At 68.7% G+C, this 13109-nt stretch carries 7 protein-coding genes; 5 read left to right on the forward strand and 2 right to left on the reverse strand.

Annotated features, from left to right (window positions below; translation table 11 throughout):
* The first annotated feature begins 139 nt into the window (after nt 1–139).
* The 4 genes from FXO18_RS02915 to FXO18_RS02930 all read left to right on the forward strand — a co-directional run bounded on the left by FXO18_RS02915 (nt 140) and on the right by FXO18_RS02930 (nt 7237).
* Nucleotides 140–3619 carry a bifunctional proline dehydrogenase/L-glutamate gamma-semialdehyde dehydrogenase gene (locus FXO18_RS02915; protein WP_149359553.1) on the forward strand — a complete coding sequence of 1160 codons (3480 nt, stop codon included), beginning with the start codon at nt 140–142 and terminating at the stop codon, nt 3617–3619.
* A gap of 227 nt (nt 3620–3846) precedes the next feature.
* On the forward strand, nt 3847–5619 hold the full coding sequence (locus FXO18_RS02920) for an N-acyl-D-amino-acid deacylase family protein (RefSeq protein WP_149359554.1): 1773 nt from the start codon (nt 3847–3849) through the stop codon (nt 5617–5619).
* Nucleotides 5616–6248, forward strand: coding sequence for a TetR/AcrR family transcriptional regulator (locus FXO18_RS02925; protein ID WP_149359555.1), 633 nt, complete (start codon nt 5616–5618; stop codon nt 6246–6248). Before FXO18_RS02920 ends, FXO18_RS02925 begins: the two co-directional genes overlap by 4 nt.
* The gene (locus FXO18_RS02930; RefSeq protein ID WP_235900405.1) at nt 6245–7237 is read left to right on the forward strand and encodes an alpha/beta fold hydrolase; all 993 of its coding nucleotides are present in this window, start codon (nt 6245–6247) and stop codon (nt 7235–7237) included. The genes FXO18_RS02925 and FXO18_RS02930 overlap by 4 nt, the downstream gene beginning before the upstream one ends.
* 156 nt (nt 7238–7393) lie before the next feature.
* On the opposite strand, the gene FXO18_RS02935 is transcribed toward FXO18_RS02930, so the two are convergent.
* Both FXO18_RS02935 and FXO18_RS02940 read right to left on the reverse strand, forming a co-directional pair.
* Nucleotides 7394–9373 carry a hypothetical protein gene (locus FXO18_RS02935; protein WP_235900406.1) on the reverse strand — a complete coding sequence of 660 codons (1980 nt, stop codon included), beginning with the start codon at nt 9371–9373 and terminating at the stop codon, nt 7394–7396.
* Nucleotides 9374–9400: 27 nt separating this feature from the next.
* Nucleotides 9401–10624: an ATP-grasp domain-containing protein gene (locus FXO18_RS02940; protein ID WP_149359557.1), complete on the reverse strand. Its 1224-nt coding sequence runs from the start codon at nt 10622–10624 to the stop codon at nt 9401–9403.
* 298 nt (nt 10625–10922) lie between these two features.
* On the opposite strand from FXO18_RS02940, the gene FXO18_RS02945 reads away from it, so the two are divergent.
* Nucleotides 10923–13094, forward strand: a complete 2172-nt coding sequence (locus tag FXO18_RS02945) for a RecQ family ATP-dependent DNA helicase (protein ID WP_407936419.1) — start codon at nt 10923–10925, stop codon at nt 13092–13094.
* Nucleotides 13095–13109: the final 15 nt, after the last annotated feature.

Consider the following 13109-nt stretch of genomic DNA (forward strand, 5'->3'; position numbering starts at 1 on the left):
GATCATTCGGGTTTCCTGAAGCATATCGTTCGGAAAGCATCGCTTTTCCTTCACCATGAACAGGCCCATACTCAGGGAACACCCCGCCGGATCGCAGCTCGCCCGCCCGGGCAGCAAAGGCCATGAGGAGCCCGCCACCATGAGCACCCCCACGGACCACATCACCCCCACCGTCGAGCCTGCCGATCTCGCCGACGATGCCATCGCGCTGGTGCGCCACTGGCTGGTCGAGGGGGCGCGCTACCCGGTCGATCCCGCGGCCCGCAAGCTCGCCGGGGTGCTCGACGACCCGAACGGGCTCGAGTTCACCGTCGGATTCGTCGACGGCGTCATCCGCCCCGAGGACGTCCGCGTCGCCGCCCGCAACCTCAAGGCCATCGCCCCGCGCGTGCCGCGCTTCCTGCCGTGGCCCATGCGCCTCGCCGTCCGCCTCGGCGCGGTCCTCGCCATGATCGCCCCGCAGCTCGTCATCCCCATCGCCCGGCGCGTGCTGCGCCATATGGTCGGCCACCTCATCGTCGACGCCCGCGACGCCCGGCTCGGCTCTACCCTCGCCCGCATCAAGCAGGACGACACCCGGCTCAACGTCAACCTGCTCGGCGAGGCCATCCTCGGTGACAAGGAGGCCACCCGCCGGTTCGAGGGCACCCGCCGCCTCCTCGCCCGCGACGACATCGACTACGTCTCCATCAAGGTCTCCTCCACCGTCGCCCCGCACAACCACTGGGCGTTCGACGAGACCGTCGCCCATGTCGTCGACACGCTCGAGCCGCTCTACCGCCAGGCCCGCGCGGACGGGAAGTTCCTCAATCTCGACATGGAGGAGTACAAGGACCTTGACCTGACCATCGCCGTGTTCACCACCCTGCTCGACCGGCCCGGGCTGACCGACCTCGAGGCGGGCATCGTGCTGCAGGCCTACCTGCCCGATGCGCTCGCCGCGATGATGCGACTGCAGGAATGGTCCACCGCCCGCGTGGACCGTGGTGGCGCCCGCATCAAGGTGCGCGTCGTCAAGGGCGCCAACCTGCCCATGGAGACCATCGACGCCGACCTGCACGGCTGGCCGCTCGCCACCTGGCCCACCAAGCAGGACACCGACACGTCCTACAAGGCCGTCCTCGACTACGCCCTGCGCCCCGAGCACACGCGCAGCGTCCGCATCGGCGTCGCCGGGCACAACCTCTTCGACATCGCCCTGGCCTGGCTGCTCGCCAAGGGCCGCGGCGTCACCGAGGCCGTCGAGTTCGAGATGCTGCTCGGCATGGCAACCGGGCAGGCCGCCGCCGTCCGCAACGATGTCGGCTCCCTGCTGCTCTACACCCCCGTCGTGCACCCCAAGGAGTTCGACGTCGCCATCTCCTACCTGATCCGCCGGCTCGAGGAAGGCGCATCGCGGGAGAACTTCATGTCCGCGGTGTTCGAGCTCGACCACAACGAGGAGCTGTTCGAGCGCGAGAAGAACCGCTTCCTCGCCTCCCTCCACGCCCTCGGCACCGCCCGCCACCACGGGGTGCCCGCGCCTAACCGCGACCAGGACCGTCGCCAGCCGCCGACGCCCGCCCCGCGCGACCACTTCACCAACACCCCCGACACCGACCCCGACCTTCCCGGCAACCGCGCATGGGGCCGCGCCATCGCCCGGCGCATGCGCAGCTCCAGCCTCGGCACCCGCACCGCCGAGAACAACTGGATCACCGACGCCACCAGCCTCGATAGGCTCGTCACCGACGCCGTGCACGCCGCCCCGGGCTGGCAGAAGCTCGGTGCGGCCGGGCGCGCCGACATCCTCCACCGCGCCGGCGAAGCCCTCGCCGCGCATCGTGCCGATCTGCTCGAGGTCATGGGCTCCGAATGCGGCAAGACCCTCGACCAGGGCGACCCCGAGGTATCCGAGGCCATCGACTTCGCTCACTTCTACGCCGAGCGGGGCCGCGAGCTCGAGCTCATCGACGGCGCCACCCACCAGCCCTGCAACCTCACCGTCGTCACCCCGCCGTGGAACTTCCCCGTCGCCATCCCCACCGGCTCCACCATCAGCGCGCTCGCCGCCGGGTCGAGCGTCATCATCAAGCCCGCCCCGCAAGCAGCCCGGTGCGCCGCCGTCATGGTCGAGGCACTGTGGGAGGCCGGGGTGCCCCGCGACGTGCTGCACTACGTCCAGCTCGATGAGCAGCAGCTCGGCTCCGAGCTGATCGCCCATCCCGCCGTGGACCGGCTCGTTCTCACTGGCTCCTACGACACGGCTGCGCTGTTCCGGTCCTTCCGCAACAATCTGCCGCTGCTCGCCGAGACCTCCGGCAAGAACGCCATGATCGTCACCCCCTCCGCCGACTACGACCTCGCTGCGCGCGACGTCGCCCAGTCCGCGTTCGGCCACGCCGGGCAGAAGTGCTCGGCGGCCTCGCTGGTGATCCTGGTCGGCAGCGTCGCCACGTCCAAGCGATTCCGCAACCAGCTCCTCGACGCCGTCCGTTCCCTCACCGTCGGCTACCCCTCCGACCTGCGCACCCAGATGGGTCCCATCATCGAGCCCGCCGCCGGCAAGCTCCTCGACGGGCTCACCAACATCGGCCCCGGCGAGACCTGGCTGCTCGAGCCCACCGCCCTCGACGACACCGGGCAGCTCTGGAGCCCCGGCATCCGTACAGGCGTCAAGCCCGGCTCCGAGTACCACCTCACCGAGTACTTCGGCCCCATCCTCGGCATCATGACTGCCGCGACCCTCGACGACGCAATCCGCATCGCCAACGCCGTCGACTACGGCCTCACCTCCGGGCTGCACTCCCTCGACGCCTCCGAGATCGAGTACTGGACCGACCACATCCACGCCGGGAACCTCTACATCAACCGCGGTATCACCGGAGCCATCGTGCAGCGCCAGCCGTTCGGTGGCTGGAAGAAGTCCGCCATCGGTCCCGGCACCAAGGCAGGAGGCCCCAACTACCTCATCGGGCTCAGCAACTTCACCGATGCGCCCGTAGCTCATCATCACTCCGCGCCCCTCTCGCGGCCCGTGGCGCAGCTCCTCGACGCCCTCCGTGGAATCCTGGACGCGGCTGACCACCAGTGGCTCCACGCCGCAGCGGGCAGCGATGCCCACGCATGGGACATCGAGTTCGGCCGGGCGCTCGACCGCACCGGGCTGCTCGCCGAGCGCAACCTGCTGCGCTACCGGCCCACCGCGGTCACCGTTCGCTACGAGGACCCCACCTCCGGGCATGGCATCGCTGAGCTCGCCCGAGTCATTGCCGCTGGGCTGCGCGCCGAAGCGCCCTTCGCCATCAGCACCGCCGCCCCGCTCCCGCTCGAGATGCTCGACGTGCTCGGCTCGCTCGGCATACCCGTCCACACCGAGGACCAGCACGCGTGGGCCCGCCATGCCGCCAGCCTCGCCCAGCGCTCCGGTCCCAGCTCGTCTGGCCGGATCCGGCTCATCGCCAGCAGCGCGTCCCCCACCTACGACGCCACCGGCGGCAAGCCCGACATCGCGATCTACCACAACCCCGTGGTCTCCGCCGGGCGCATCGAGCTGCTGCCGTTCCTGCGCGAGCAAGCTATCTCTCTCACCGCGCACCGCTACGGCACGCCCAGCCGCATCGCCGACGCGGTCGGGTAGCGGGAGGCTGGTGTCGGTTGGCTGCTCTTCAGCAGTGGAACTTTTTTCGCCCTGGAGCGGGAAAAGTTTCCACTACCGAGCGGGCCGGGAGGCGAGGCCGCCGGGGTGAGGCCGCTGGCACGCGGCGGCGGGCTGCTCGCGGAGACTGGCCCTATTGACGGCTCAAGCAACCCCCGATAATGTCCATTACTGAATAATGGAGATTATCGAGATGGGGTGACAACGTCATGGATGGTTTCGATCTGGTGATCCGGGGCGGATACTTCTTCGACGGAACCGGTGCCCGACCGGCGATCCGCGACGTAGGAGTACGCGCCGGACGGGTGGCGGCGATCAGCGCTGAACCCTTGGCGACGGAGGGAGCGGTGGTCGTCGACGCCGAGGGCCTATGGGTCATGCCCGGCCTGATCGACGTCCACACGCACTACGACGCCGAGGTGCTGGTTGCCCCCGGGCTCTCGGAATCGGTGCGCCACGGCGTCACGACCGTGGTCCTCGGGAACTGCTCCCTCTCCACTGTGTACGCCTCCCCCGACGACTGCGCGGACCTGTTCTCACGCGTCGAGGCCCTGCCGTGGGACGCTGTCCACTCGGCGGTCAAGGAGAACCAGACCTGGGCAGATCCCCACGGCTATGTGGAGGCACTGGAGTCTCGTCCGCTGGGACCCAACGTCGCGGCGTTCATCGGCCACTCCGACATCCGCGCGGCGGTCATGGGCCTGGAGCGGGCCACCGATCCAGGCGAGCGCCCGACTCCCGCGGAGCTGGACCGGATGCGCTCGATGCTGGCCGATGCGCTCGACGCCGGGTTCGTGGGAATGTCGACCCTGAGAAGCTCGTTCTCCAAGCTGGACGGCGCCCGCTACCCATCGCGCCAGCTTCCCTCCACCTACGCGACCTGGCGAGAGTACCGCGCGCTGAACCGCGTTCTCCGAGATCGCGGGGGCGTGCACCAGTGCACGCCCAACGCTGCCCGCAAAGCCGAGATCGGAAAGTTCTTCGCCCAGAGCGCTGGTCGGGGAAGGGCGCCGTTGAAGACCACGATGCTCACCGCGGCAGATCTTAAGGCAGACCCGAAGCTGATCTGGTTGGTGACCAAGGCGACGGCACTGCTGAACCGGGCTATGGCCTCGGACTTGCGCTGGCAGCACCTGCCGGTGCCGTTCGAGGTGTATGCCGATGGCATCGACCTGGTGGTCTTCGAGGAGTTCGGCTCCGGCGCCGCGGCTCTCAACGTGCGCGACGTGGTCGAGCGCGGCAAGCTCGTGGACTCCGAGGCCTACCGCCGCCAGTTCCGCAAGGACATCGAGCGCAGGTTCGGGCCGAAGCTGTGGCACCGCGACCTGTTCGACGCCGACATCGTCAGCTGCCCGGACGCCGAGGTGATCGGCAAGTCGTTCGGTCGCGTCGCCCAGGAGCGGGGCATTCATCCCGCTGACGCCTTCATCGACCTCGTGGTCGCCCATGGCGCTGCCTTGCGCTGGCGCACGACGATCGCGAATCACCGTCCCGACGTGCTCGACACGATCGCGGGCAACCCTCAGATCCAGATGGGTTTCGCCGACTCCGGCGCCCACCTGCGCAACATGGCGTTCTACAACGCCGGCCTCCGGTTGCTGAAGCGGGTCAAGGAGTCTGCCGAGAACGGCCACGAGTTCCTCAGCCTCGAGCGCGCCGTCCACCGTCTCACCGGCGAACTCGGCGACTGGTACGGCCTGGACGCCGGCACCCTCCGCCTGGGGGACCGCGCCGACATCGCCGTCATCGACCCCGCGGGGCTCTCGCAAGCCTCGGCCGACTACGCCGAGGCCATCCTCGACGGGCTCGGGGGCGTCTCCCGAATGGTCAACCGCAACGACGACGCAGTGGCCGCGACCATCGTGAGCGGTCATCTCGCCTACCGCTACGGAACCTTTGCCGAGGGGTTCGGCACGACGCGAGGATCCGGGTCCTTCCTGCGGGCAGGACTCGCACAGTCGGCCGCCGGAGCGCCATCATGAAGCCATCCCCGGCCCCCATCAACCGCAGGACGCCCCGCGCCGAGGTCCGCGACCGGCTCCTGCGCGCAGCCTCCACGGTGTTCGCCGAGCGCGGCTTCGCCGGAGCGACCATGCAACAGGTCGCGGCCACCGCCGGGTTCACCACCGGTGCCCTCTACTCCAACTTCGCGAGCAAGGACGATCTGTTCTTCGAGCTCTTCGACCGGCAGATAACGGGCCGCATCGCAGAAGTAAGACAAATCCTCGGCCAGGCCGACCTCACCGTCGTCAACGAGACGACCGCGCTCGAAGCCGGTCAGCGCCTGACCGCCGCGATGCAGCAGAGCCGCGAATGGCAGCTGCTGTTCACCGAGTTCTGGCTGCGTGCCGCCCGCGACAACGAGCTACGCGAGCGATGGGCCAACAAGCGCCGCGACTACCACCAGCAACTGACCGCGTTGGCCGAGGACGCGCTCAGCAGCTGGGGCTCAGGCTCAGCCGTCTCCGCGCGCACTCTCATGCTCACCATGCTGGCGCTGAACAACGGCCTCGCCATCGAGGAGCTCGCCGATTCGGGCAGCGTTCCGGCCGACACGATCGGGACTGTCCTGGTCCGCCTGCTGGGTCTCCAGTCCCAGACCACGGGGTGACGAACCTGCAAGGCTGGGGCGCCGCCGACGACCAGGTCCACCCCCGCATCACCAAGATGCCGAACGAGGAGAAGCACGTGACCACCAAGAACAGATCGTCGCCCAAGCGGTGGCGCGCCGACAGCCTGACCGGTCGCACCAGCGCCGAGCCGGCAACAGGCGGCGCAGGAAAGGTCCTGTCCGTCGATGGCATCGACCTGCACGTCCGAGCGGATGGCCCGGTCGACGGTCCCGCGCTCCTGATGCTGCACGGCTTCGGCGCCTCCTCGGCCTGGTTCGACCACGTCGTTGCCCGCCTGCCGGAATGCCGCATCATCCGGGTCGACCTACTCGGGCACGGCGGGTCCGCACGACCTACGTCCGGCTACGACCCCGGCAGCCAAGGCCGGCTCTATGCGCGCCTGCTCTCCGAGCTGGACCTGAACGACGTCACGGTTGTCGGCCACTCGATGGGCAGCATCTTTGGCGTGGCCACCGCCGAGCACAGCACCCGCATCGCCCGGCTCGTGCTGATGGGCGAAGGGCCCGACACGAGCACGGGAACGCTGCCCTCAGGCGAGTGGGTCATCCACCTGCCATGGATCGGGCCCATGGTGCAGAAACTTGGTCCCGCGTTCGTCACCAGCCGCGTGGTGCGGCGAGCATTCGCGCCAGGCTTCGACATGGCCACAGCATTTGCCAACCCCAGCCAGGGCCTCCACGACGCACGCAGCCTCAACCACCCCGCCTTCACCCAATCCATGAGGCAGCGCCAGGCGTGGACCAGCAGCCGGGGCCTGGACGGACGGCTGGACAACCTCGCATTGCCGGCGCTCGTGATCTTCGGCCGGGAGGACCGCTTCTACAACGTCGATGCCTCGCTGGCGCGCTACCGGGAAGTGCCAACGATCACGACCACCGTTCTCGAGCACGTGGGGCACTCACCGATGATCGAGGCGCCCGACCGTGTCGCTGATCTGATCCGCGAGTTCGCCTCTCCCGACGAGTAGCAGCCGGGAACTCCATCGGTGGCCTCGGACGCGCGGCCCCGCCCTGGCGCGCTCGGCGCTGAGCGCCTCAGCCTGCCCGCACCCGCGGCCTGGCCCCGGCAAGAACAGCGGGGGGCACGGCGCCTGCCGTGCCCCCGCTCCTCGTGACGCGAGGAATCAGACCCGGCTCGCCGCCCAGCTGCCGATGGCCATCGCGCGCACCGCGACGATCTCCTCCTCGGGCACGGGAAGCGTGCCCAAGGATCCAGCGGGATCATCGTGGAAGATGTAGAGCCGGGAGATCATCTCGCGGAACGGCAGGGATGCCTCGCCATATCGCTCGCCGTGGCCGCTGGTGGAGACCACTACCCCGTTGCCCCAGTTCTGGCCGCTGTCGTTGTTGGGGTTGTAGAAGTAGACGCGCATCTCGCCGTCCTGGTCGAGGGCGACCCGGATGATGGTGATGGCGTGCCAGCCGATGAAGGTGGCGGTGGAGTCGGTGACGGCGAGTCCTGCCGGCTGCGGATGGATGAGCGGCTGGTTGCCGTTGTACACCGGGTGGCAGGATGCGTAGAAGGCGCGGATGTAGTCGTCGAAATCGCGGAGCTTGCCGGTGGCGATGTCGACGGCGATGCGGAACTCCCGGCCGACCCACCAGCCGTGGAACTCGGGGTTGATCCAGCGGTGCGGATCCTCTCCCCGCTCGGCGCACATGCGGCCCATCTCGTTGTAGACGCGGTCGAGGTGGGGCACGAGCACGGTGGAGACGGGGTCGGTGTCGAGGATCGCGGCGGTGGCGAGCCCGCGGGGCAGCTCGTCGGACCGGATGGGAGTGCCCTCGAAGTGCATGAGCACGGAGTCGAGCCTGGTTGCCTGGTACAGCACGTTCAGCAGGTAAGCGGGCTCGCTGTAGGACCACATCGACAGGGCCCGGGCCGACTGGCAGGTGGGGTTGTTGCCCTGGCCGATGCCGAGCGGCTGGCCGAGCGCAAGGATCGTCCCGGCGAGCAGGAAGACCCGTGGAGGATGCGCGTCGCCGAACGTCGAGACGATGGATTCCGCAGCACGCTCGCAGGGTTGCAGCGCGATCTGCCGCCACAGGCCGGGCGCGATGGGTGGCGAATAGAGAATGCCGCGCTCGAGCAGGTTGACAAGGCCATAGAGCGCTTGGGCGGTACCTGGGTGAATCCCTTCCCGGATGAGCGCGTGCACGAGATCGGTGTAGCACTGCAGCACATCCTGGCCCGTGATGCTGAGGCCGAGCGCGGACGAGAGAAGCGTGCCGTAGCCGTTGTCGAGCAACCACCGCACGAGGGTGACGTGGTAGTCGGAGACGAGCCCGGTGTCGAGCATGGCGCGCGCCATGCCGGTGGCTTCCTGCTGCAGCCCCGCCTGGTCGATGGAGTCGAGGCGTTCGCGGTAGGTGTCGAGGCCGGGGTCGTCGCGGCATGCCTGGGTGGGGCCGAACAGGGCGCTGATGAGCCGATCAGCACCGAGCCTGGCCTCACCGACACCGCTGTTGCTGCTGGCGAGGGTGATGGCGATCTGCGTGATCATTGCCTTCACGTGGCCGACCTGGATGGGTCGCTGCGCGAGGATGCGCCAGATCTCGTCGATGAGGCTGGTGAGGATGTCGTCGAACCCGATATGGGCGACGAGGAACTGGAATAGCTCGGTGACAGCGCCGTCGAGAGGACGGGCCTGCACGCGCGCGGCCTCGCTGATGTCCCCGAACAGCCGCTCGAGGTTCATCGCGAGGACCTGGGTGAGGAAGTGCCGTGCCTGATCGGGCGGCAGGTCGGGATGATGCGCGTGACCGGTGGCGACGGCGAGCAGGCGCAGCTCGCTGAGGCATTCGAGCGTCACCGTGCGCGGGTAGCCGTCCCGGAAGCTTGGGCCGACCAGGCTGGGGAGCAGCGCGCTGGGATGGTCCCAGTCGGTTCCGGCGAACAGTCCTGCTTGATCGAGGCGGGTGACCCGCTCGTACAGCGCCTCGATGCCACCGGACCGCACGAGGATGCGCTTGGCGGTATCGAGCACGGCGGACTGCGATGATTCCTTGCCGAACCGTCCTGCCCGCTCCAGGCGCGCAGCCGCGTCGTCAAGCTTGCCGCACAGGCCGGGAAGGGCAGGATCGGTAGCGGTGGTGGTGCTCACCAGCGGCACCCCCACCGGCTATGGCTGTCACACATAGAAATCGAGTTCCTCCTGCTTGGTGAGCAGCTCGCGCATCTCCGTGGGGTCTTCCCCGAAGAAGTACACCAGGCCCCAGTGCGTGCCGAATGCTGACCGCTTGGTCACCTTGTTCTCCCGGGGCGCCACGAGCTCGTGGAAATCAAAGTACTCGTGGTTCTCCGTCTCCTCGGGGATCTCGAGGTCGCTGACCACGCGACGACGCGGATACACCCCGAAGCAGCCTGCATGCCCCTTGGCATCCACCACTGGCTGCGGGAAGAACGCCTCGATCTCCTCCTCGGTGGTCTTGGGGTCGAACATCAGCACGAGCGCCTGGTAGGCGTTGAAGCCGTAGCTGCGCTCGAGAAGCTCGAAGACCTTGAAGCCGGGCGGCCGGTAGGCGACCTCGCCGAAGTACATCTTGCCGTCGCTGGTGACGAAGTACTCGGGGTGGATGAATCCGAAGTCGATGTCGAAGGTCTCGATGAGCTTCTCGATCTCCTCGGTGATGCGGGGCCGCCATTTCTCGAGCTCCGGGCTCGCGGGCACGAACACCGAGTAGCCCAGCTTGACGTACTCCGAGATGTTGAGGAAGCGGATCTTGCGGTCCTGCACCCACGCCTCGACCGCGAACTCCCAGCCATCGAGGTGGCTCTCGAGGAGTGCGGGAAACTCGTCGTCATTGATCCCGGCGACGTCCTCGACGGTACGGACCACGCGGTGACCGAGGCAGCCGGCCTTGTCGAATGCCTTGAGGTGGATGGGATCGTTCGGGTCGCCATCGAGCTTGAGCAGCGTCTGGTTGACACGCTTGAGGAAGCGCACCACATCGTCGCGGTCATGTGCCTCTTCGAAGATGCCCACCCGGATGCCGCCGAGCTGCGCGCGCCGCTTCATCAGGGCCTTGTCGCGGAACAGCATCGCCTGGCCGTGCAGCCGCGGGTTGCCCTGCAGGACGGCGTTGATCGCGCCCGCCCACTCGACGGTCTCCTCGAATAGCGGGATCGCGACATCGACGCCCATCTCCTTGAGCGTCTGCGCGATCTCCATGGACCGGTCGTTCAAGCGCTCGAAGTTCCACGGCACGAACGGGATATCGTTCTGCCGCGCGTAATCCTCGGCCCACTCCGGGGCTACTACAACGTAGCGACGATCAAATCGATCAAGGGCGTCGATCGCATTGAGCGTCCACCCCAGGATCGCCACATAACCCTTGTTCGGGTCCTTCTCCATGAAAATATCTCCCAGCTCCGTGGCTCGCATGGTTGATCCAGCAGGGCCTTCGGGGCCACCGCTCGCGAGGCCCATCCTGCCCGCGCCGCGCCACGGACCAGACGGGAAGGAACAAGCCTCCCGCGATTCCCACCCTGCCACTGATCTGTGAAGCGCGCCACCAAAACCGGGCACCGGGGTGCGCGCGCCGACGGGGCATCGCTGTCAGTGGAAACTTTTCCCGCTCGGGCCGGGAAAAGTTTCCACTCGCGCCACGCGGCACGGCGATGGCTGGCTTCCCCGCCGCCGCACCGGCACGATGGTGGCCATGCCCGCCCCCAGCAACGCCCCCGCTCCGTCCACTGCGCCCCTAGGACTCCGTGAGCACGCCGAGCGGCTTCTTGCCGACCTCGCTGGCCCCTCCGCGCGACTGCGCGACGACCAGTGGACCGCCATCGAGGCCCTGGTGGTGCAGCGGCGGCGGGTCCTGGTGGTGCAGCGCACGGGGTGGGGCAAGTCCGCGGTGTACTTCCTGGCGGCGAAGCTGCTGCGCGCGCAGGGCCTCGGCCCGTCTGTGATCGTCTCTCCCCTGCTCGCCCTCATGCGCAACCAGGTCGAGGCGGCGGCGCGCGCCGGGGTGCGGGCAGCGACCATCAACTCCGGGAACATGACGGAGTGGTCGGCGATCCACGGCAGCATCGCCGCGGGAGAGATCGATGTGCTGCTCGTCAGCCCGGAGCGGCTGAACAACCCGGACTTCCGCGACCAAGTCCTCCCGCACCTCGCCGAGGACGCGGGCATGGTCGTCGTCGACGAGGCGCATTGCGTATCGGACTGGGGGCATGACTTCCGGCCCGACTACCGACGCATCCGCACCCTGGTGGCTGGCTTGCGCGGCGATGTGCCCGTGCTGGCGACCACCGCCACCGCCAATGACCGCGTGGTCGCCGATATCGCGGCGCAGCTCGGCGTGGCGGGCGGTTCCGGCGCAGGGAGTCCCAGCGCGGGCGGCAATGAGGATGGCGCGCTGGTGCTGCGGGGCAGCCTCGATCGCGAATCGCTGCACTTGTCCGTCGTCGATGTTGGTGCTGGCGCGGACCGGGCCGCGTGGCTCGCGCAGCATCTCGGTGAGCTGCCAGGCAGCGGGATCATCTACTCCTTGACCGTCTCCGCCGCCGAGGATCTCGCGACAGTTCTGGGCGAGCACGGGCACGAGGTGGCGGCCTACACCGGCCGCACCGATCCAGCGGAGCGCGAGGCCCTCGAGGCGGATCTGCTCGCGAACCGCGTGAAGGCGCTCGTGGCGACCTCGGCGCTGGGGATGGGTTTCGACAAGCCTGATCTCGGTTTCGTGGTGCATGTCGGCTCGCCGTCGTCGCCGATCTCCTACTACCAGCAGGTGGGGCGTGCTGGGCGCGCGGCGCAGCAGGCAGAGGTGCTGCTGCTGCCGGGGGCCGAGGACAGGCGGATCTGGGAGTACTTCGCGTCGGTGTCGTTCCCGCCCGAGGACACGGTGCGCGGTGTCCTGGCTGCTCTCGATGGGGAGCGGCCCCAGTCCACGGCCGCGCTGGAGCCACGCGTGGACCTGTCGCGCTCGCGGCTGGAGATGGTGCTGAAGGTCCTCGATGTCGACGGCGCGGCCCGACGGGTGAAGGGCGGCTGGGTCGGCACCGGACAGCCGTGGCGGTATGACACCGAGCGGTACGGGCGCCTCGCTGAGGCACGCAAGCGCGAGCAGCAAGCCATGCTTGATTACCTCACCACCTCGCAATGCCGCATGGTGTTCCTGCGCCGGCAGCTCGATGATCCCGACCTCGGGGCCGCGCCGGAAGGCTGCGGACGATGCGACAACTGCGCCGGCAGCCGGTTCGCCGCGACTGTCGATGACTCGATGCGCCAGGCCACGCGCGAGACCCTCGAGAGGCCGGGGGTGGTGCTCGCTCCGCGCCGCCAGTGGCCCACCGGCATGTCCACGCTCGGGGTGGGCCTCTCGGGACGCATCAAGGACGGTCCGGAGCCCGGCCGGGCGATCGGCCGCCTGACTGATCTCGGGTGGGGACCACGCTTGCGTGCTGTTCTCGATGCCGGGGACGGCGAAGCACCCGAGGCGCTCGTGACCGCGGCGATCGAAGTCCTCAAGGCGTGGGACTGGCAGCAGCGGCCCACCTCGGTCATCGCGCTCGGCGCGGGCAGTCATCCCGTGCTCGCGGCGTCGCTATCGGCCCGGCTGGCGAGCATCGGGCGGCTTCGCGACCTCGGCAGGCTTCCGCTTCGGCCCGGTGCGTCCTTGCCGGTCGCCCAGAACTCGGCGTTCCGGGTGGCGGCGCTGCATGACGCCTGGGACGCGTCCGCGTTGCCCGAGCTCGATGGCCCGGTCCTGCTCGTCGATGCGGTTGCCGATACGGGGTGGACGCTGACCCTCGCGGGGCGCGCGCTGCGGGCGGCGGGCGCTCCTGCTGTGCTGCCCCTGGTCATCGCGGCCACGAGCTAGACGGCAGAAGCGCAT

It is taken from the genome of Lolliginicoccus suaedae (genome assembly GCF_008312885.1).
In the GTDB taxonomy this organism is placed as follows: Bacteria; Actinomycetota; Actinomycetes; order Mycobacteriales; family Mycobacteriaceae; genus Lolliginicoccus; species Lolliginicoccus suaedae.